Origin of the sequence: Kineococcus siccus, assembly GCF_009906795.1 — a bacterium.
Lineage (GTDB): Bacteria > Actinomycetota > Actinomycetes > Actinomycetales > Kineococcaceae > Kineococcus > Kineococcus siccus.
This window is the reverse complement of the sequence record NZ_JAAALN010000066.1, coordinates 1-18,193: the sequence shown is the minus strand read 5'-3', so window position 1 is coordinate 18,193 and position 18,193 is coordinate 1. Positions and strand designations below refer to the sequence as shown.

Genomic DNA, 18,193 nt, shown 5'->3' with positions numbered 1-18,193 from the left:
GCCCCCGGGCGCGCCGCGACGGACACCCGCCGCAGCGCCGCCCGCCGCCAGAACCTGTGGATCTGGCTCTTCCTGCTCCCGACCACCGTCCTCTACGGCCTGTACACGCTGTACCCCATCGTGGCCAGCTACTGGTACTCGCTGGTGGAGTGGAACGGCTTCAGCGACGGCCAGCGCTTCGTCGGCATCAGCAACTACGAGGCCGTCGTCGCCGACCCCGCGTTCTGGGCGTCCGTCAAGGTGACGGTCGTCTTCATGCTGCTGGTCGCGCCCGCGCGCATCCTGCTCAGCCTGCTCCTCGCCATCGTCCTGAACTCCCCGAAGCTGCCGCTGCGGGGCCTGTTCCGGACCGTCTACTTCCTCCCCGTGGTCACGACGACCGCGATCGTGGGCGTCGTCATGCAGTTCGTGTTCGACCCCGGGAGCGGGCCGATCAACTCGGCGCTGCGGACCTTCGGCATCTCCGAGGGCGTCGACTTCCTGGGGTCCTCCGGCACGGCGCTGCTGACGGTGTCGGGGGTCTACGTGTGGAAGTTCTTCGGCATCACGATGATCTACTGGCTCGCGGCGCTGCAGACCATCCCCACCGACGTCTACGAGGCCGCCACCATCGACGGGGCCGGGCCGCTGCGGACGTTCCGCTCCATCACCCTGCCGCTGCTGACGCCCTTCGTCATCATCATCACCGTGCTCACGGTCGAGGACACCTTCCGCGCCTTCGACCTCATGCAGACCATGACGGGCGGCGGACCGTTCTTCTCGACCGAGGTGATCGAGATCTACATCTACCGCTGGGCGTTCGCCGCCTCGGTCCCGCAGCTCGGCTTCGCGTCGGCGGCCGCGGTGATCTTCGGCGTCATCGTGATGGTGGTGGGCGCCCTGCAGCTCTGGGCCGTGTACTACTCGCGCCGCCGTCGCCAGGAGCTGACCTCGTGAGCACCGTGACCCGCGTCCCCGCCGGCAGCCCGCCCCGCGACGTCCCCGCGACGTCCCGCACCCGGAAGCTGCTGCACCGCCTGCCCTGGTGGTTCGCGGTCGGCTTCCTGGCCGTCGCCGCGCTGCTGTGGATCTACCCGTTCGTGTGGATGGTGTCGGCCTCCTTGAAGAGCTCCATGGAGGTGTTCAGCGCCGGCCTGTCGCTGATCCCCGAGCAGTTCGCCTGGGAGAACTACGGCCGGGCCTGGAACGACGCGGGCTTCAGCCGGTACATGCTGAACACGGTCATCGTGACCGTGGCGACGGTCGCGATCGTCACCGTCCGGTGCGCCCTGGCCGGCTACGTGCTGGGGCGCTACTCCTTCCGCGGCTCCAAGGTGGTGCTGGGGGTCCTCGTCGCGACGCTGTTCGTCCCGACGGGGTACACCATCATCCCGGTCGTCAAGCTGTCGCTGGACCTCGGGCTGCTGAACTCCCTGTCCGGCATGGTGCTCGCGCTGTCGGGCATGGCGAACGTGTCCGCCATCCTCATCTACGCCGGCTACTTCCGGCAGCTGCCGAAGGAGCTCGAGGAGGCGGCGATCGTCGACGGCGCCGGCTTCTTCCGGGTCTTCACCATGATCATGCTCCCGCTGTCGATGCCCGTGACCGCCACGGTGGCGCTGCTGACGTTCCTGGGCACCTGGAACGCCTTCTTCCTCCCGCTGGTGTTCTCCTTCAGCCGGCCCGAGCTCCGCACGCTCAGCGTGGGCATGCAGGCCTTCGTCGGGGAGAACGCGGTCGACTGGTCGGGGATGGCGGCCGCGGGCGTCGTCTCCATCGTGCCGATCGTCGTGCTCTTCCTCTTCCTGCAGCGCTACTTCGTCGAAGGCATCGCCGGCGCCGTCAAGTCCTGACCGATCCCGCACCACCCCCACGACACGTCTCGACGAGGAGAAGCCATGTCCCAGATCGATCGCCGCACCCTGCTCGGAGCCGGCGGTGCCCTGCTGGCCGGAGCCACCCTGGCCGCCTGCGGCGGCAGCTCCGAACCGCCCACCGTCCCCGGCGGCGGAGGGGGCGGTGGTGGCGACCTGAGGTGGTGGGACCACTTCAGCGCCCTGCAGAAGTTCCACAAGTCCTGGGCGGCCGAGCAGTCGCAGGCGCTGGGCGTCGAGATCGCCTACACCTACAACGACGTGTCGAAGTCGGCCGAGGCCCTGCAGCTCGCCAACCAGAGCAAGCAGCTGCCGGACGTCTACTCCAACGTCCTCGGCCTCCCCCTCGCGGCTCTCGTCGAGGAGGGCTGGCTGCACGAGCTGTCGCTCACGCCCGAGGCGACCGCGACCCTGCCGGAGGGAGCGCTGACGGAGGGTGTCACGAGCCTGGGCGGCAAGGTCTACGGCCTGCCGCTGTTCGCCGCTCAGCAGTACTCCGCGCTGACGTGGTTCAACACCGACATCATCGGCGACGCGGGTCTCGACCCGGACGCCCCGCCGACGAGCTACGACGCCTTCCGGGCCGCGTGCGCGAAGATCAAGAGCAGCGCGGGCGGTGACCACGCCCCGATGGTGCTGGCGCTGGGCGGCATCGCCCGCATGGGCGAGCAGATCGACGACATGGTCATGGCCGGCGGGTTCGAGGGGTTCCAGGGCCTGCGGTTCGCGACGGGGGAGTACGCCTACGACGACGACGCCTACGTCAACGCCATCGAGTTCTGGAAGCAGCTCAACGACGACGGGTTCATCGTCCAGGGCGCGTCGAACTTCACGGTGGCGAACGCGCGCAGCCGCTGGTCGGCGGGGGTGGCGGGGTTCTTCCCCGACGGCCCGTGGTGCGCGGGCGGGGTCAAGGCGATCACCCCGGCGTTCGTGCCCACCATGGGCGTCGGCCCCATCCTCACCGCGGAGAGCGGCGCCACGCCCGTCCTCTACCGCGGGGCCCCGGGCGCGCAGTTCTTCGTCGCGGGCAACTCCCGGGACCCCGAGAAGGCGAGCGCGCTGCTCAGCTCCTTCCTCACGACCGAGTACCAGAAGGGGCTCGCGTCCGGCATGGACCAGCCGCCGCTGGACCTCAGCGTCGTCGAGACCGCCGACGTGACCGACCCCTACAAGAAGGCGACGCAGTTCTTCCTCGACACCGTGCGCCGCGGGCCGCAGGCCGTGGTGCGCAACCCGGAGATCGCCGCCGCCGAGGCGCTGATGAAGCCCATCAGCCCGAAGCTGGGCGACATCGTCCAGGGCTACCTGGGCGGCAACATCCCCGACCTGCGGGCCGCGCTGAAGAAGCTGTCGGACGACAACAGCGCCAACCGGGAGCAGGCGCTGGCGGCGGCGAAGGCGGGCGGCGCCAACGTCTCGCTGGACGACTACGCCTTCACCGACTGGAAGGCCGGGGAGGACTACGTCTACGCCTGACGGCCGCCCGGGACGCCGCACCCTCCGGCCACCGCGCTCGTCCCGCGGTGGCCGGAGGCGCTGCTCCTACTGGCGGTAGCCCTCGACCTCGCTGACGGGGCGCTCGCTCGCGTCGTCGGGGTCGAGGCCGGCGTCGCGCTTGGCCTGCCGCTGCCGCAGGAGGTCCCAGAGCTGGTCCAGCGACTCCTCGGCGCTGCGCAACCGGCCGCGCTCCTCCTCGCCGCTGACGGACCCGGCCTGCAGCGCGCTGCGCAGCTCGTGCTCCTCGGCGACCAGCTCGGTGATGCGCTGGTGGATGGTCTTGTCGTCCACGGGGTTCCTCCCGCTCCGGGGGTGGCGCCGCTGCTGGACGCCGGGCTGGAAGCACAGTAGGGGAGCCGTCGGCCCGCGGCCCGGCGGCGGGGGTGGTCGCGATCAGTCCTGCGCGGGGGCGGTCGCCGCGCCGGCGCGCAGGTGGGTGTCGAAGAAGGTGAGGATGCGGCGCTTGGCGTCCTCGGCCGCGTCCGCGTCGTAGCCCACGCCCGCCGCCCGCATGAGCGGCGTCAGCGGCGAGGCCGCGGCCAGCCGGTTGAGGAAGCCGTGCCGCGCGCGCGGGTACTCCTCGACGTCGTGCTCCACACCGGCCGCCTCGAGACCGCGGGTCAGCGCCGCGGCGGCCCCGCGCAGCGAGGTGTCCCGGCCGCCGAAGCTGCCGATCACGGGGCACGCGCCGGCGAGGACGGCCTCGACGTCGTCGGGCACCTGGCCGTAGTTGACCGACGCCACGTCGAAGGTCGCGCGGCCGGCCAGCAGGAGTGCGAAGCCGCCGCCCATGCAGTAGCCGATGACGCCGGTGCGGCCCGTCGTGTCGTCCCGCTCCTGCAGGTGGCGGCGCGCGGCCTCGATCTCGTCGAAGGCGACGCCCTCGCGCGCGGCCAGCTGACGGAACACCCCGCGCAGGCAGCGCCGGGCCCCACCGCGGGAGAACAGGTCGGGCGCGAGGGCGAGGTAGCCCGCGGCCGCGAGCCAGTCGGCCTGCTGCCGGACGTCGTCGCCCAGGCCGAAGGCGTCGTGCACCACGACGACGGCCGGCCAGGGACCCGGGCGGTCCGACGTCGGCACGGGCAGCGAGACGTAGGCCGGCAGGCGCGTGCCGTCGGTCGCGGCGATGGTCGTCATGGGCATGCGCGCATCGTCGCCCCGGCGTGATCACCGCGCCACCCCTGGTCCGGGGCGGGGTGCGCGCGGCACCATCGACGGGTGGCCGGGGTGGTGCGGGAGTTCGCGCGCCGCCCCGCCGCGCCCGCGCTGCGGCCCTGGGTCGCGGGGTTCTCCGGCTACCGCGAGGCGGGTGTCGGGCCCGTGCGGCACCGGGGCCTGCCGTCGCCGTGGATGACGCTGGTCCTGACCCTCGACGACCCGCTGGTGGTGGCGCAGCACCCTGATCCCGGCCAGCCCGGCGGCTCCTTCGACGCGCTCGTCGGGGGCCTGCACCGGCGCCCGGCGCTGATCGTGCACGACGGCCGCCAGTCCGGCGTGCAGGTGGCGCTGCACCCGCTGGCGGCGCGGGCCGTCCTGGGGGTGCCGGCGGGGGAGCTGGCCTCGGTCGACGCCGACGCCGACGCGGTCTTCGGCGCCGAGGTCGACCGGGTGCGCGAGCAGCTGCTCGCCGCGCCCGACTGGCCCACCCGCTTCGCCGTCGTCGAGGACTGGCTCGCGGGCCGGCTCGCGCGGGAGGCGACCGCGGTCGCCGCCGCACCGGCGCCGGAGGTCGTGCGCGCCTGGGCGCTGCTGCGCCGCGGCGTGCGGGTGGAGGCGGTGGCGCGGCACGTGGGGTGGAGCGCGCGGCACCTGTCCGGCCGCTTCCGCACCGAGGTGGGGCTCTCGCCGTCGACGCTGGCGCGCGTCAGCCGCTTCGACCGCACCCGGCAGGCTCTCCAGGCCTCGCAGGCCGTGCCCGCGTCGCCGCGCACGATCGCCGACGTCGCCGCCGAGCACGGCTACGCCGACCACGCCCACCTGGACCGCGACTTCCGCGAGTTCGCGGGCGCCCCACCGCGGCGCTGGCTGGCCGAGGAGTTCCGATCCGTCCAAGACGGCGACGGCGCCGGCGCGGCACGCTGACCGGCATGACCGCAGACAGCACGACCGCAGGCAGCACGACCGCAGGCAGCACGACCGAGAGCCCGGCCGGCAGCGCGACCCGGGCCGACCGCACCCCGCCCCCGCAGGTGTGGCCGTGCCTGCGGGCCACCGACGCGCGCGCCCTGATCCGCTTCCTCGTCGACGCCTTCGGGTTCGTCGAGGTGGCCGCGTACGGCGAGGGGGACGTCGTCGCGCACGCGGAGCTGAGCTGGCCGGAGGGCGGCGGGGTGATGCTCGGGTCCGACCGGCCCGGGGAGCAGCCGCGGCCCGGGTCGTGGGGGCCCGGCTCGAGCTGCTGCTACGTGGTCAGCGACCACGTCGACGAGCTCCACGAGCGGGCGGTGGCCGCGGGCGCGCGGATCCTGGTGCCGCCCACGGACACCGACTACGGCTCCCGCGACTTCACCGCGGCCGACCCCGAGGGCAACCAGTGGGCGTTCGGCACCTACCGCGGCGAGCCGCACCCGGGGTGAGCGCGGCCCGCCGGCGCAGGGTCAGCCGACCTCGACCTCGAGGGTGACCTCGATGTTGCCGCGGGTGGCGTTGGAGTAGGGGCAGACCTGGTGGGCGGCCTCGACGAGCGACTGCGCGGCGGTCTGGTCGATCCCGCCGAGCTCGACGCGCAGCGTCACCTGCAGGGCGAAGCCGCCCGCGTCGTTCGCGCCGATGCCGACCTCGGCGGTGACGGCGGAGTCGGTGAACGCCACGCCCTGCGCCTTGCCGACGACCTTGAGCGCCGAGTGGAAGCACGCGGCGTAGCCCGCGGCGAAGAGCTGCTCGGGGTTGGTCGCGCCACCGGGGCCGCCCATCTCGCGCGGGACCGCCAGGTCGACGTCGACGAGCCCGTCGGAGGTGCGGGTGTGCCCGTTGCGGCCCTCGCCCGTGGCGGTGGCGACGGCGGTGTACAGGGCGTCCATGTCGATCTCCTCGTCAGTAGAACGAACGTTCTGTCTGCACTGTAGCGCAGCCCTCGGTACGCTCTCCCGGTGACGACGACCACGGCGGGGCCGCGCCCCTCGGCGGCGCGCGAGCGGCTGCTGGCGACCGCGGCGCGGCTGTTCTACGCGCAGGGCATCGGCGCCGTCGGGGTGGACCGGCTCGTCGCCGAGGCCGGCGTGACGCGGGCGACCTTCTACCGCCACTTCCCCGGCAAGGACGACCTCGTCGTGGCCTGGTTGCGGGCGGGGGACGAGGCCGTGCGCGCCGCCGTGCAGCGCTCGGCCGCGGTGGACGACGACCCGGTCGCCCTCGTGCGCCGCCTCGTGGCGGCGATCGGCGAGCAGGTGTGCGGCGCGGGGTTCCGCGGGTGCGCGTTCATCAACGCGGCGGCGGAGTTCCCGGACCCGGCGAGCGCGGTGCACCGCGCCGTGCGCGAGCACCGGGCCTGGCTCACGGCGACCCTCACCGACGCCCTCGGGCGGGCCGGCCACCCGGACCCGGCCGCCGGCGCGCAGCGCGTCGTCGTGCTGCGCGACGGCGCGATGGTCGCGGGCTACCTCGACGACCCCGTGCAGGCGCGCACCACCTTCGCGGCCGGCGTCGAGGAGGTCCTCTCGCTCACGCGTCCTTGAGCGGGTCGTTCCCCCAGTTCATCAGCGAGTACCGCCAGCGCGTCTCGGTGACGTCGCCCTTCGGGCGCTGCTTCGAGTGCCGCGCCACGTACCCGACGACCTTGTGCATGTGCTCGACGTCGTCGTCGCTCAGGTCGTCCTTCCTGGTCCGCAGGATCTCGACGATCCGGCGCCCCGACCGGTGGCCCACCGACTCGCCCTCACCCACGCCGACGGACGTCGACTCGTCCGTCTCGAGCCACTCCTCGAGCTCCTTGGGCGTCATGTTCACGGCCTCGGCGAAGCGGTGGCGGATCTCGTCGCGGTCGTCGTGCTTCTCGCTCACGCGTCCATGCTGGCGGGCGTCCACGCCTCCCGCACGTCCACGCGGTCCGTCCAGGTCAGCGCCGCGCGGAAACCGGCTCCCGCAGGTCGACCTCGGGGTCGGGGCGGCGGTGCCCGGCCGTGACGGCGGTCTGCCGGCGCACGTGGTGGCGGCGGCACAGCACCTCGTACTCGACCGTGCCCACCGGACCGACGTCGAGCGTGCCCTCCAGCTGCCCGACGTCACCCACCACGACCTGTTCACCCGCGACGACCATGACGCCGTCGACGGTGCGGGCGTTGTGCGTCGCGCGGGCGCCGCACCAGCACAGCGCCTCGACCTGCGGCACCTGGACGCGGTCCGCGAGCTCGATGAACCGGGCGCTGCCGGGGAACAGGCGCGTCCGGAAGTCGGCCGTGATGCCGAAGGCGAACACGTCGACGCCGAGGTCGTCGACCAGCCGCGCGAGCTGCTCGACCTGCGCGGGCGCGTAGAACTGGGCCTCGTCGCAGACGACGTAGTCGACCTGTTGCCCCGCAGCGCGGCGGCCCGAGACCTCGGCCCACAGGTCGGTGTCCTCGCCGACCTCCAGCGCCGGTCGCCGCAGGCCGATCCGGCTGGAGATGACGGCCTCACCCGCGCGGTCGAAGCGCGTGAACAGCAGCCCGCTGCGGCCCTGCACGCGGTGGTTGTGGTCCGTCTGCAGCGCCAGCGTCGACTTCCCGCAGTCCATCGTCCCCGAGAAGAACACCAGCTCCGCCACCCCGACATCCTGCCGCACCCGCCGGGTCGGGCCGGACGGTGCACGACGCGGGGTGTGACGACTTGGTGGCGCAGCGCCACCGGTCGTGGTGAGCTACGGGGGTGGAGAAGACGCCGGATCAGGACAGCGAGCGCCGCGAGCGCCGTGAGCGCCGCAGCCTGATCGACCTGACGCGCGCGGAGCGCGGCGAGCCCGAGCGCCGGCACCTGCCGGGCGTCGAGCGCCGCGACGACGCCGACGTGCCGGACGCGGAGAGGTTGCCGGACGCGGAGAGGTCGCCCGACGCGGAGGACCGCCCCGACGCAGACGCCCCGCGCGGCGAGGCCTGACCCCCTGCACGCCGTCAGCTGAGGGAGCTGAACGCCTCCACGTCGCGGATCTGCCCCGACACGATGATGACGTCGTCGGCCTGGAGCGTGGTCTCGGGCGTGGCGTAGGTGAACCCCTCGCCGGGGCTGTGGTGGGCGACCACCGTGACCCGGTGCTGGCTGCGCAGCCGGGCCTGGGCGAGCGTCATGCCGACCAGCGGCGGGGGCGGTGTCGTCTTCACCATCGCGAAGCCGTCGTCGAACTCGATGTAGTCGAGCATCCGGCCGCGCACGAGGTGCGCCACCCGCAGGCCCATCTCGTGCTCGGGGCGGATCACCTTGTGGCAGCCGAGCTGGGTGAGGATGCGGGCGTGCGACTCGCTGATCGCCTTGGCCCACACGTTGCGGATGCCGAACTGCAGCAGCGTCGAGACCGTGAGGATGCTCGCCTCGAGGTTGGTGCCGATGCCCACCACGGCGCGGTCGAACTCGTGCACGGACAGCTGGCGCAGGGCCTCCTCCCGCGTGGAGTCGGCGACGACGGCGTGCGTGAGGTGGGGCGCCAGCTCCTCCACGAGCCTCGGGTCGGAGTCGATGCCGAGCACGTCGACCTCGCCGTCCTGCATGAGTTCCAGCGCGAGCGAGCGGCCGAACCGGCCGAGCCCGATGACGACCACCGAGCGCGGGGTCGCGGCGGCTGATCTCCTAGCCAATGATCGGCCTTCCTTCCGGGAACTCGTACATGCGGCGGCGCTCGCGCAGGGCGAGGGCGGCGCCGAGGGTGATGGGGCCGAGGCGGCCGAGGAACATGAGCGCGGCGAGCAGGACCTGCCCGCCGTCGGGCAACTGCGCCGGCAGACCCGTGGACAGGCCCACCGTGGCGAAGGAGGACACCACCTCGAACAGCAGGCGGTCCGGGGGGAAGTCGGTGGTCTCGACGAGCACGAGCGTGGAGGTGACGACGACCCCGACGGACACGAGCGCCACCGTCAGCGCCTGCCGGTAGACCCGCTCGGGCACCTTGCGGGAGAACACGGTCACGCTCGGCTCCCCGCGGAACTCGGCCAGGACGACGACGAGCAGCAGCGCGAAGGTCGTCACCTTGATGCCGCCCGCGGTGCTCGCGGACCCGCCGCCGATGAACATGAGGACGTCCATCGCGAGCCAGGACCCGCCGTTGAGCGAGGCGATGTCGACCGAGTTGAACCCCGAGCTGCGGGTCGCCGACGCCTGCAGCAGCCCGGCCAGGGGCCGCTCGTACCACTGCAGCGCACCGAAGGTGGCCGGGTTGCTCCACTCGTTGAGGGTGAGGAACACCCAGCCGGCCCCGAGCAGGATGCCGGTCGTCGACAGGGTGAGCTTGGTGTGCAGCGACCACAGCTTCGGGAGGCGGAACTGCCGGCGCAGCTCCAGCAGCACCGGGAACCCCAGGCCGCCGATGGTCGCGGCGATGATGACGGGCAGGCACATCCAGGGGTCGCCGACGAAGTCGGTCATGCTGTCCGAGCGGAGCGCGAACCCGGCGTTGTTGAAGGCGGAGACGGCCAGGAAGGTCCCCTCCCACATCGCCGACGGCAGCGCGAGGCCGTAGCCCACGTGCAGCCGCGTCGTCAGCGCCACCGCCGTGACGGCCTCCACCAGCACCGAGACCCGCACGACCCCGAGCAGGACGGTGCGGACGTCGCCGAGCTCCAGACCGCGCGACTCGGTCGCGGTGACCATGCGCGAGCGCAGGCCCATCCGCCGCGACGCGAAGACGCCGAGCAGCGACGCGGACGTCATGATGCCGAACCCGCCGACCTGCGCGAGCGCCAGGATGACGACGAGGCCCCCCGTGGACCAGTGCTCGCGGGTGTCGACGACCGTGTGCCCCGTGACGCACAGCGCGCTGACCGCGGTGAACAGCGCCTCGACGAGGGTCGCGCCGCCGGGGCCGCGGCGCGAGACCGGCAGCAGCAGCAGCGCGGTGCCCAGGGCGACGGCGACCGCGAACGCGACGGCGACGACCTGGGCGGGGTGGCGCAGGAACGGACGGCGGGCGGGCGCTGCAGCGTCCACGTCAACCCTCCGGAGAGCCTCGGACCTCGTGGGCCGCGGCGACCCGGGGAGCCAGGTTAGCCCGCTGCGACGCTGCCCGGGCCCGCGCGCGGGAGCGCGGCGGCCGCGGCCGGCTCAGCGGCCGTCGTCGAGGTGCTCGACCTCGAGCAGCTCCAGCAGGTCCGCGCGGTCGAAGAAGCGCGCGGTCTCCAGCGCGTTCGGGCTGCCGAGGTAGGGGTCGGCGTCCCCCGTGAGCAGCGTCGCGACCACGGCCCGCGCCCCGGTGTAGACGGCACCGGTCAGGGGCGTCTGCCCGCGGTCGTTGACGCGGTCGGGGTCCGCCCCGCGCGTCAGGAGCGCCTTGACGGTGGCGTCGTGACCACCGCACGCCGCGAGCATCAGCAGCGTGTTGCCGTCCGCGTCGGTCGAGTTCACCGGCACCCCGAGGTCGAGGTAGCCGCACAGCTCGCGGGAGCGGCCGTTGCGCGCGTGCTCGAAGAGGCGGTGGGCGAAGTCCAGCGCCCGCTCCTCGCCCTCGTCGGAAGGACCCACGGGCCCCCGCGGACTCTCCTGGACGGGGCCGTCGGCGTCGCGGTCGTGGTCCGTCACCGCGTCAGGGTAGGCCGCGGGGGGGTCGTCGTGCATCCTGCGGCCCGTCGCCCGGCGCCGGTCACCGACGCTCCGCGATGGTCTCCAGCGTGGTCATGGCCCCCGACAGCGCCGCCAGGTAGGCCCGCGAGACGTCGTACACGGCGTGGCCCGAGACCGTGGCCGTGGCGGAGTCGTCGTCCTCGTAGGCCAGGACGGCCTCGAGGGCGTGCCCGGCCGCGCCGCGGTGCTCGACGAGCGCGGCGCGCACGGACAGCGCGACGCCCGTGGTCTCGACGAGCTCGTCCTCGGGCAGGCCCATGACGGCCGCGACGCCCGACAGCAGCCCGGCCGTGTAGGCGACGTCGGAGTCGGCCGGGACGAGGCGGGCGCACGCCGAGGCGCGCGCCAGCACCATCGTCAGCGACTCGGTGTCGACGCTCGTGACGCCGCCCAGCAGCATGAGGACGACCCAGGAGCACAGCTGGCGGCGCCCGAGCAGGACGATCGCCTGCCGCAGCGAGGTGATCTCGTTGCGGGCGCCGTAGGCCGCCGAGCCGACCGTCCGGAACACCCGCAGGCTCAGCGCCGGGTCCGACGCGACCAGCTCCTCGATCTCGCCGATCGACGCCTCCGCGCCCGTCAGGGCCCGCACGAGGCGCAGGCACACGATCTGCGACGGCGTCAGGCTCACCGACTCCAGCGTCACGGGACGCTGCAGCCCGTACCCCTGGAAGAGGTCGAACCCGAGCTCGAGGCAGCGCTCGAAGAGGGCGTCGTCCTCGATGCGCTCGACGACCAGGACGGCGTCCGGGTTGTGCTCCCTCGCCAGCGCGAGGACCTCCTCGAACCGCTCGCCCGTGGCCTCAACGTCGATCTTCACGTAGTCGGCGAGGGCGAGGGCGGGCAGCCGGCGCTCCTCGCCGGCGAAGTCGTCGACGGCGATCCGGTAGCCGAGCGCCCGCAGGTCCCGCAGGCCGGCGATCACCTCGTCGTCGACCTGGATGTTCTCCAGCAGTTCCAGCACCACCTGCGACGGCGCGCACGGCATCGGCAGCTCGCCTGTGAAGAAGCCCCGGGTGAGGTTGATGAAGAGGAGGCGGTCGCCCGCGATCTGCTCGACGCCGAAGTCGCCGAACGTCGCGCTGATGACCTGCGAGGTCGCGTGGTCCTGCTCGGCGCCCTCCGCGAGCTCCGCGGCCGGGCGCCCGTGGGCGCGGAACAGCAGCTCGTAGGCGACCAGCCGCCGGTCGCGGTCGTAGATGCCCTGCCGGCCCACGCGCACGGTCGCGACGCTGCCGGTGGACAGCGCCGAGGTCTGCTCCTGCCCGCTCACGGGGCGGCGCTCGCGGCGATGGCCTGCAGGTCGCGCAGGTCGAGCACGAAGGAGTCCTCGTCGAGGACCGTGCCGCCGGTCGTGGCGACGAGCGCCGCCGTGACGGCGGCGACCCCGGCGCGGGCCGCGGAGCGCAGGCCCGGTCCGGCGGCGCCCGGCTCGACGTCCCACTGCACCTCGTAGGTGACGTCGCCGGCCGCGACGTCCATCGAGGGGTCGTCCTCGGGGTGGGCGAGGAGCACCAGGTCCGTGCGGCCGCGGCGGCCCGAGACCACGTACGGCTCGGGCACGGGCGGGGCCCCGGTCAGCGCCTGGTCGGCCGCGTCGAGCAGCTCCTCCAGGTCACCCGACCGGGCGCTCTCCGCCTCGGGCAGCGTGGCCTCGAGCGCGGCCAGCAGCTCGTCCGGCTCCACCCAGGTGGACGTCCGCACCCGCAGGTCGACGGCGCGGGCCGGGTCCGGCCGGAGCAGGGCCGACGTCCCGCAGGTGCGCACCGCCCCGCCCAGGCGGCGGGCGAGGGCGAGCAGGAGGACCAGCCCCTCGAGCTCGGCGCCCACGGGGCGGCCCTGCGGGAAGGCGCGGTGCAGCCCGTCGCGGTCCGCCTCGGCCGGTGGCTCCGCGCTGCGCTGCACCGGGGCCACGAGCCCGACGACGCTGCCGACGTCGCCGTGGAAGGGCGTCGGGAGGCCCAGCACGCGGCGCGCGCGCCACGTCAGGGGCAGGGGTCCGAGCAGGACGGCGGGCGCCGCCTCAGCGCCCGGCGCCGGGACCGCGCGGTCGGCCAGGACCGCACGACCGTCGCGCGCGAGATCGGTGCCCGGCACGCGCTGGCGCAGCAGCGCGGAGACCTCAGCCGCGCCGACGCCGTGCGGGAGCAGCAGCAGGTGTGCACCGCGCAGGGTCTCGGCGCGGAGCGGGGGGGTGCCCACGCGTACCACCATGCACCCCGTCAGACCTGCGTGCGGTGGAAGTCGGCGAAAGACCTGCTCGGCGTCGGGCCGCGCTGCCCCTGGTACTTCGAGCCGGACGCCGCGCTGCCGTACGGGTGCTGCGCCGCGCTGGAGAGCTGGAAGAAGCACAGCTGGCCGATCTTCATGCCCGGCCACAGCGTGATCGGCAGCGTCGCGACGTTCGACAGCTCCAGCGTCACGTGCCCGGAGAAGCCCGCGTCGATGAAGCCCGCGGTCGAGTGCGTGAGCAGCCCCAGCCGCCCCAGGCTGCTCTTGCCCTCGAGCCGGGCCGACACGTCGTCGGGCAGCGTCACGACCTCGAAGGTCGACCCGAGGACGAACTCGCCGGGGTGCAGGATGAACGGCTCCTCGTCCGTGACCTCCACGAGCCGCGTGAGGTCGGGCTGCTCGCGCGAGGGGTCGATCACCCGGTACTTGTGGTTGTCGAAGAGCCGGAAGAACCGGTCCAGCCGGACGTCGATGCTGGACGGCTGCACCATGGCCGGGTCGTACGGGTCCAGGACGACGCGACCGGAGTCGAGGACGGCCCGGATGTCGCGGTCGGAGAGCAGCACGCGCGCCACGGTAGCGGTGCGGCCGAGAGGGGTGCGGGCACCTCCGGGCGTCCGTTACAGTGGACGAGCGCTCGCCCCGGTGGGCGCACGCGGGTGTAGTTCAATGGTAGAACTTCAGCTTCCCAAGCTGATAGTGCGAGTTCGATTCTCGTCACCCGCTCTCCCGAAGGCCCGGATCCGGTGGATCCGGGCCTTCGTCGTGCCGCCCGGGGCTCGCAGCGCGGTGGAGGGCGCCCGACCTGCGGCTGCGCGAGACGATCCCCGTGTCCCCCGTCGGCGTTTCCCCACCCCGGCCCGGGGTACGGCAGGGGCGTGACCACGACGCAGCCCGACCGGCCCCCGCGGTGAGCGTGCAGGACGTCGCGGAGGCGGCGCACCGGCGGCTGCACGCGGTGCGGGACGCCTACCAGACGCAGGACGAGCGGCCGCTCGCCGGCTACCTCACCGTCATGGGCGTGTACGGCACGGCGGTGACCTCGGCGGTGCTCGTCGCGCGCGCGACCGGGCGGACCATGCCGGCCCGGCCCAGCGCCGCGGACCTGACCGTGCTCGCCGTCGCGACGCACAAGGCCACCCGCCTGCTGACCAAGGTGGCGGTGACGTCGCCGCTGCGGGCGCCGTTCACCCGCCACGTCGGGTCGGCCGGGGAGGGCGAGGTGATGGAGGAGGTCCGCGCGAGCGGGGCCGGCCACTCGGTCGGGGAACTCCTGACGTGCCCGTTCTGCGCGTCGGTGTGGGTCGCCACCGGGCTCACCGCGGGGACCGTGCTGGCCCCGCAGCTGACGCGGGCCGCGACGACCGTCCTCGTCGCGGTGTTCGGCTCCGACGTCCTGCACCTGCTCTACGACAGCGCCAAGCACCTGCCCGCCGGGGCGCAGCGGGCCGCGGGCGACGCCTGAGCGCGCCTACGCCGTGAGACCCGCGTGCAGGCGGTTCAGCACGTAGTTCATCCACTCCTCGCGCGCCGCCGCGCCGGCGCCGCGGCCCTCGACGGAGGCGACGACCGTGTCGCGGCCCAGCGCCACGAGGACGTCGACGGCCTCCTGCGCCTGCGCCGCAGCGGACTCGATCGCCGCGCGCACGGCGCGCTGCTGCTGGTCGGTGAGCTTCCCCTGGGCCATGCCGGCCAGTCTCCCGCCCGGGTGCGGGGGAGAGCACACCGACTGGCAGGGAACCCCGGCCTGCGGTTCGGTGGCACGGCCGGTGACGACGCGGACGCCGGCGACCCGGACGGAAGGAACCCTCCCCCATGGCACTGCGCGTCCTCTTCCTCGGCGGCACGGGGATCATCAGCTCGGCCTGCGCGGCGCTCGCCGTCGAGCGCGGCCTCGACCTCACGGTCCTCAACCGCGGGAGCACGTCGGCGAAGCGTCCCCTGCCGGACGGCGTGCGGACGCTCACGGCGGACGCGCGCGACCCCGGTGCGCTGCGGACGGCGCTGGGGGACGAGGAGTTCGACGTCGTGGTCGACTTCGTCGCGTTCACCACCGAGCACGTCGCGGCCGACGTCGAGACGTTCCGCGACCGCACCGGGCAGTACGTGTTCATCTCCAGCGCGTCGGCGTACCAGAAGCCCGTCGGGCACCTGCCGATCACCGAGGCGACACCGCTGGCGAACCCGTTCTGGCAGTACTCCCGCGACAAGATCGCGTGCGAGGAGCTGCTGGGCGCCGCCTACCGCGACACGGGGTTCCCGGCCGTCGTGGTCCGGCCCAGCCACACCTACGACCGCACGAGCCCGCCCGTCGACGGCGGCTGGACGATCGTGGACCGGATGCGCCGCGGGCGGCCCGTCGTCGTGCCCGGCGACGGGACGTCGCTGTGGGTCCTGACCCACCACACCGACTTCGCGAAGGGGTTCGTCCCGCTGCTCGGTGAGCCCGCCGTGACCGGTGGGGCCGTCCACATCACGAGCGACGAGGTGCTCACCTGGGACCGGATCCACCGGGACCTGGCCGCGGCGGCCGGGGTGCGGGACCCACAGCTCGTGCACGTGCCGTCCGACGTCATCGCCCGCGACGACCCGCGCCGGGGCGCCGGGCTGCTGGGCGACAAGGCCCACTCGGTGGTCTTCGACAACACCGCGCTCAAGCGGCTCGTGCCGGGCTTCGCGGCGACGACGACGTTCGCGCAGGGGGCGCGGGAGATCGTCGCCCACCACGACGCCCACCCGGAGCTGCAGGTCGTCGACCCCGACGTCGACGCGCGCCAGGACGCCCTCGTCGAGCGCTGGGGCTGAGCGGTCCCCCCGTGGTCGTGCGAGCACGCCGCACGACCACGGGCGGAGGGGGCTACTGCGCGGCGCCGTCGTTGCCCGGCCCGAGGCCCGGGGGCAGCTCGCCGGTGGACTTGCGGTAGAACGCGGCCGCCTGGCGCTCCACGAGGAGCCGCGTCAGGCCGATGACCGCACCGGACGCGAGCGCCCACACGACGGCCTCGCGCCACGCGACGTCCGGGTCCTCCGGGTTGTCCGGCGGCGGCGACTTCGTGATGGTCACCCAGGCCTTCTTGGTGATCCGGCTCGCGACCGCCGTCGCGATGATGCCGGACGCGGGGCCGACCAGCTTCCACACCATGGGGTTCATGGTCGCTGACCCTGCCCTACAGCAGGTCCGCGAGCCAACGCAGGACCGGGAACAGGGCGGTCGCGGCCCCGCCCAGCAGGGCCAGGGCCAGCAGCACGGCCACCAGCCGGACGCCGCGGGACGGTCCGCCGTCGGGTCCTCGCAGAGTTCGCAGCACGCCGCCATCATCCCCGATCCGACCGGGGCCGCCGCGGTGTAGCGTTCTCGGCAACGACAGGGGAGCGCCACGGGCGCTGAGAGTGCGGGCGACCGCAGACCCTCGAACCTGATCCGGTTCACACCGGCGTAGGGAGTCGGGCCGTCTCGACCCGTGGCCACGGTGGCCGCGGGTCCCCCTCCTGGACCCAGGAGGACTCCGTGAGCACCACCTCGACCACCCCCCGCGGCCACGCGCTGGCCCGCGGGCCGCTGGGCCGCTGGCGCAGCATCGACCTCGTCACCGCCGCCGTCCTCGGCGTCGCCTTCGGCGTCGTGTTCTGGGGCTGGGACGTCGTCTACAACGTCCTCAGCCCCGCGTTCGGCTCCTTCCCGCCCGCCAAGGGCCTGCTCGGCGGCGTGTGGTTGCTGCCCGCCGTCGTCGGCGCCCTCGTCGTCCGCCGCCCGGGCGCCGCCCTGTTCACCGAGCTGCTCGCCGCCTCGGTGGAGTACCTGCTCGGCAGCGGCTGGAGCGTCGGCGTGCTCATCTCCGGCGGCCTGCAAGGCCTCGGCGTGGAGATCGCCGTGGCGCTGTTCGCCTGGCGCCGCTGGGGCGTGGGTGTCGCGGCCCTCGGCGGGGCCTTCGCCGCCGCGCTCGAGGCCGTGTACGAGGCCTTCGCGTACAACGACTTCTCTCTCGGCTGGGACGTCGTCTACGGCGCGGCCTTCGTCGTCTCGGGAGTCGTGATCGCGGGCGTCGGCGGCGCCGCCCTGGTGCGGGCGCTCGCCCGGGCCGGTGCACTGCAGCGCTTCCCGGCCGGGGCGGAGCACCGCGCCACCCTGGAGCACCGCGCCGCCCCGCAGGCCTGACGCCGTGGCGGCCGTCCGCGTCCGCGGGCTGAGCGTCGTCCCCGCGGGGGCGGACGCGGTCCTGCGCGACCTCGACCTCGACCTCACCGACGGGGAGCGCGTCCTGCTCGTCGGGCCCAGCGGGTCGGGCAAGTCGACGCTGCTGCGCGCGCTCGCGGGCCTCGCCGCCGCCGAGCACGACGACGACGGCTCGGTGTCGGGGGAGGTCCTCGTCGGCGGCCGGCCCGCGGGGCCGGGGTCCGCGGGACTGCTGCTGCAGGACCCGCTGGACGCCGTCGTCGCGGCGACCGCCGGGCGCGACACGGCGTTCGGGCCCGAGAACGCCGAGCTGGACCGGGCGGAGACCTGGCGGCGGGTCGCCCGTGCGCAGGCCGCGGCGTCCTTCGGGCTGGGGCGCGCGCGCGACACCTCGACCCTCTCCGGCGGCGAGCTCCAGCGCCTCGGCCTCGCGGGCGCCCTCGCCCTGGGGCCCGGGCTCCTGCTGCTCGACGAGCCCACCTCGATGCTCGACGCCCCGACGGCGCGCGCCGTGCGGGACGCGGTCGTCGCGGCGGCGGGCACCGCCACGCTCGTCGTGGTCGACCACGACGTGGCCGCGTGGGCGCCCGTCGTCGACCGGGTCCTCGTCCTCGGCCGCGACGGCGCCGTCCTCGACGACGGAGTCCCGGCCGACGTCCTGGCGCGCGCCGCCCGGACCCCGGGCCAGCTATGGGTC

General features: G+C 74.2%; 25 protein-coding genes, 1 tRNA gene and 1 riboswitch. Of the genes, 12 read left to right on the top strand and 14 right to left on the bottom strand.

The features are described from left to right. The 3 genes from GTR02_RS09650 to GTR02_RS09640 all read left to right on the top strand — a co-directional run. Positions 1 to 936: carbohydrate ABC transporter permease (locus GTR02_RS09650; protein ID WP_205708948.1), on the top strand; the 936-nt coding region annotated here is incomplete at its 5' end. Continuing rightward, entirely contained in the window at positions 933 to 1,832 is a 900-nt protein-coding gene (locus GTR02_RS09645; RefSeq protein ID WP_205708947.1) for an ABC transporter permease subunit, read from the top strand. The genes GTR02_RS09650 and GTR02_RS09645, both read left to right, overlap by 4 nt. A 45-nt stretch (positions 1,833 to 1,877) precedes the next feature. Beyond that, positions 1,878 to 3,332 (top strand): ABC transporter substrate-binding protein, encoded by a 1,455-nt coding sequence (locus GTR02_RS09640; RefSeq protein ID WP_166607269.1) that lies wholly within the window; start codon positions 1,878 to 1,880, stop codon positions 3,330 to 3,332. Positions 3,333 to 3,398: 66 nt separating this feature from the next. Here the strand turns inward: GTR02_RS09640 and GTR02_RS09635 are convergent, their stop codons facing one another. After that, on the bottom strand, positions 3,399 to 3,644 hold the full coding sequence (locus GTR02_RS09635; protein WP_166607268.1) for a DUF2630 family protein: 246 nt from the start codon (positions 3,642 to 3,644) through the stop codon (positions 3,399 to 3,401). A gap of 102 nt (positions 3,645 to 3,746) precedes the next feature. Further along, positions 3,747 to 4,496, bottom strand: a complete 750-nt coding sequence (locus tag GTR02_RS09630; protein ID WP_166607267.1) for a dienelactone hydrolase family protein — start codon at positions 4,494 to 4,496, stop codon at positions 3,747 to 3,749. 75 nt (positions 4,497 to 4,571) lie between these two features. Here GTR02_RS09630 and GTR02_RS09625 point away from each other — a divergent pair, with 75 nt between their 5' ends. Next, positions 4,572 to 5,435 (top strand): helix-turn-helix domain-containing protein, encoded by an 864-nt coding sequence (locus GTR02_RS09625; RefSeq protein ID WP_205708946.1) that lies wholly within the window; start codon positions 4,572 to 4,574, stop codon positions 5,433 to 5,435. A gap of 5 nt (positions 5,436 to 5,440) precedes the next feature. After that, positions 5,441 to 5,929: a VOC family protein gene (locus GTR02_RS09620; RefSeq protein ID WP_166607266.1), complete on the top strand. Its 489-nt coding sequence runs from the start codon at positions 5,441 to 5,443 to the stop codon at positions 5,927 to 5,929. Positions 5,930 to 5,950: 21 nt separating this feature from the next. Here GTR02_RS09620 and GTR02_RS09615 read toward each other — a convergent pair whose 3' ends face one another. Beyond that, positions 5,951 to 6,373, bottom strand: coding sequence for an organic hydroperoxide resistance protein (locus GTR02_RS09615; RefSeq protein ID WP_166607265.1), 423 nt, complete (start codon positions 6,371 to 6,373; stop codon positions 5,951 to 5,953). Positions 6,374 to 6,442: 69 nt separating this feature from the next. Between GTR02_RS09615 and GTR02_RS09610 the strand changes: the two genes are divergently transcribed. Continuing rightward, positions 6,443 to 7,027 carry a TetR family transcriptional regulator gene (locus GTR02_RS09610; protein ID WP_166607264.1) on the top strand — a complete coding sequence of 195 codons (585 nt, stop codon included), beginning with the start codon at positions 6,443 to 6,445 and terminating at the stop codon, positions 7,025 to 7,027. Here the strand turns inward: GTR02_RS09610 and GTR02_RS09605 are convergent. Both GTR02_RS09605 and GTR02_RS09600 read right to left on the bottom strand, forming a co-directional pair. Continuing rightward, complete coding sequence (locus GTR02_RS09605; protein ID WP_166607263.1) at positions 7,014 to 7,352, bottom strand: DUF3140 domain-containing protein; 339 nt, start codon at positions 7,350 to 7,352, stop codon at positions 7,014 to 7,016. The two genes, GTR02_RS09610 and GTR02_RS09605, sit on opposite strands and share 14 nt — an antisense overlap. 55 nt (positions 7,353 to 7,407) lie before the next feature. After that, a complete protein-coding gene (locus tag GTR02_RS09600) occupies positions 7,408 to 8,094 on the bottom strand; it encodes a thymidine kinase (protein WP_166607262.1) in 687 nt (228 codons plus the stop codon). Positions 8,095 to 8,195: 101 nt separating this feature from the next. Here GTR02_RS09600 and GTR02_RS09595 point away from each other — a divergent pair, with 101 nt between their 5' ends. Continuing rightward, positions 8,196 to 8,423 carry a hypothetical protein gene (locus GTR02_RS09595; RefSeq protein ID WP_166607261.1) on the top strand — a complete coding sequence of 76 codons (228 nt, stop codon included), beginning with the start codon at positions 8,196 to 8,198 and terminating at the stop codon, positions 8,421 to 8,423. A gap of 14 nt (positions 8,424 to 8,437) precedes the next feature. Here the strand turns inward: GTR02_RS09595 and GTR02_RS09590 are convergent, their stop codons facing one another. The 6 genes from GTR02_RS09590 to dcd form a co-directional block, all read right to left on the bottom strand. After that, complete coding sequence (locus GTR02_RS09590) at positions 8,438 to 9,079, bottom strand: NAD-binding protein (protein ID WP_166607260.1); 642 nt, start codon at positions 9,077 to 9,079, stop codon at positions 8,438 to 8,440. Positions 9,080 to 9,107: 28 nt separating this feature from the next. Then, complete coding sequence (locus GTR02_RS09585; RefSeq protein WP_166607259.1) at positions 9,108 to 10,460, bottom strand: potassium transporter TrkG; 1,353 nt, start codon at positions 10,458 to 10,460, stop codon at positions 9,108 to 9,110. A gap of 114 nt (positions 10,461 to 10,574) precedes the next feature. After that, positions 10,575 to 11,048 (bottom strand): ankyrin repeat domain-containing protein, encoded by a 474-nt coding sequence (locus GTR02_RS09580; protein WP_338073709.1) that lies wholly within the window; start codon positions 11,046 to 11,048, stop codon positions 10,575 to 10,577. Between the two features lie 61 nt (positions 11,049 to 11,109). After that, a complete protein-coding gene (locus GTR02_RS09575) occupies positions 11,110 to 12,363 on the bottom strand; it encodes an HDOD domain-containing protein (RefSeq protein WP_166607257.1) in 1,254 nt (417 codons plus the stop codon). Next, complete coding sequence (locus tag GTR02_RS09570; RefSeq protein WP_166607256.1) at positions 12,360 to 13,292, bottom strand: hypothetical protein; 933 nt, start codon at positions 13,290 to 13,292, stop codon at positions 12,360 to 12,362. Before GTR02_RS09570 ends, GTR02_RS09575 begins: the two co-directional genes overlap by 4 nt. Before the next feature lie 20 nt (positions 13,293 to 13,312). Further along, the gene (gene dcd, locus GTR02_RS09565; RefSeq protein WP_166607255.1) at positions 13,313 to 13,888 is read right to left on the bottom strand and encodes a dCTP deaminase; all 576 of its coding nucleotides are present in this window, start codon (positions 13,886 to 13,888) and stop codon (positions 13,313 to 13,315) included. Between the two features lie 89 nt (positions 13,889 to 13,977). Here dcd and GTR02_RS09560 point away from each other — a divergent pair. Further along, positions 13,978 to 14,048: transfer RNA gene (locus GTR02_RS09560), tRNA-Gly, on the top strand. Positions 14,049 to 14,232: 184 nt separating this feature from the next. Beyond that, positions 14,233 to 14,787 carry a DUF1360 domain-containing protein gene (locus GTR02_RS09555; RefSeq protein WP_205708944.1) on the top strand — a complete coding sequence of 185 codons (555 nt, stop codon included), beginning with the start codon at positions 14,233 to 14,235 and terminating at the stop codon, positions 14,785 to 14,787. Positions 14,788 to 14,793: 6 nt separating this feature from the next. Here GTR02_RS09555 and GTR02_RS09550 read toward each other — a convergent pair whose 3' ends face one another. Beyond that, positions 14,794 to 15,009, bottom strand: a complete 216-nt coding sequence (locus GTR02_RS09550) for a hypothetical protein (protein ID WP_166607254.1) — start codon at positions 15,007 to 15,009, stop codon at positions 14,794 to 14,796. Between the two features lie 128 nt (positions 15,010 to 15,137). On the opposite strand from GTR02_RS09550, the gene GTR02_RS09545 reads away from it, so the two are divergent. Continuing rightward, entirely contained in the window at positions 15,138 to 16,127 is a 990-nt protein-coding gene (locus GTR02_RS09545; RefSeq protein WP_166607253.1) for an NAD-dependent epimerase/dehydratase family protein, read from the top strand. 52 nt (positions 16,128 to 16,179) lie between these two features. On the opposite strand, the gene GTR02_RS09540 is transcribed toward GTR02_RS09545, so the two are convergent. Both GTR02_RS09540 and GTR02_RS09535 read right to left on the bottom strand, forming a co-directional pair. Next, positions 16,180 to 16,464 (bottom strand): DUF4235 domain-containing protein, encoded by a 285-nt coding sequence (locus tag GTR02_RS09540; RefSeq protein WP_205708943.1) that lies wholly within the window; start codon positions 16,462 to 16,464, stop codon positions 16,180 to 16,182. A gap of 25 nt (positions 16,465 to 16,489) precedes the next feature. Further along, positions 16,490 to 16,630, bottom strand: coding sequence for a hypothetical protein (locus GTR02_RS09535; RefSeq protein WP_166607251.1), 141 nt, complete (start codon positions 16,628 to 16,630; stop codon positions 16,490 to 16,492). A gap of 48 nt (positions 16,631 to 16,678) precedes the next feature. Next, a riboswitch (TPP riboswitch) is annotated at positions 16,679 to 16,782 on the top strand. Between the two features lie 48 nt (positions 16,783 to 16,830). On the opposite strand from GTR02_RS09535, the gene GTR02_RS09530 reads away from it, so the two are divergent. Together GTR02_RS09530 and GTR02_RS09525 are read left to right on the top strand one after the other, a co-directional pair. Further along, positions 16,831 to 17,478 carry an ECF transporter S component gene (locus GTR02_RS09530; protein ID WP_338073708.1) on the top strand — a complete coding sequence of 216 codons (648 nt, stop codon included), beginning with the start codon at positions 16,831 to 16,833 and terminating at the stop codon, positions 17,476 to 17,478. 4 nt (positions 17,479 to 17,482) lie between these two features. Further along, on the top strand, positions 17,483 to 18,193 hold a 711-nt coding region (locus GTR02_RS09525; protein ID WP_166607250.1), incomplete at its 3' end, for an ATP-binding cassette domain-containing protein.

Excerpts from the sequence above, each read along its gene's own strand:
- GTR02_RS09640 (WP_166607269.1), top strand. The coding sequence starts at position 1,878 with ATGTCCCAGATCGATCGCCGCACCCTGCTCGGAGCCGGCGGTGCCCTG.
- GTR02_RS09630 (WP_166607267.1), bottom strand. The coding sequence starts at position 4,496 with ATGCCCATGACGACCATCGCCGCGACCGACGGCACGCGCCTGCCGGCC.
- GTR02_RS09620 (WP_166607266.1), top strand. The coding sequence starts at position 5,441 with ATGACCGCAGACAGCACGACCGCAGGCAGCACGACCGCAGGCAGCACG.
- GTR02_RS09615 (WP_166607265.1), bottom strand. The coding sequence starts at position 6,373 with ATGGACGCCCTGTACACCGCCGTCGCCACCGCCACGGGCGAGGGCCGC.
- GTR02_RS09550 (WP_166607254.1), bottom strand. The coding sequence starts at position 15,009 with ATGGCCCAGGGGAAGCTCACCGACCAGCAGCAGCGCGCCGTGCGCGCG.
- GTR02_RS09545 (WP_166607253.1), top strand. The coding sequence starts at position 15,138 with ATGGCACTGCGCGTCCTCTTCCTCGGCGGCACGGGGATCATCAGCTCG.
- GTR02_RS09540 (WP_205708943.1), bottom strand. The coding sequence starts at position 16,464 with ATGGTGTGGAAGCTGGTCGGCCCCGCGTCCGGCATCATCGCGACGGCG.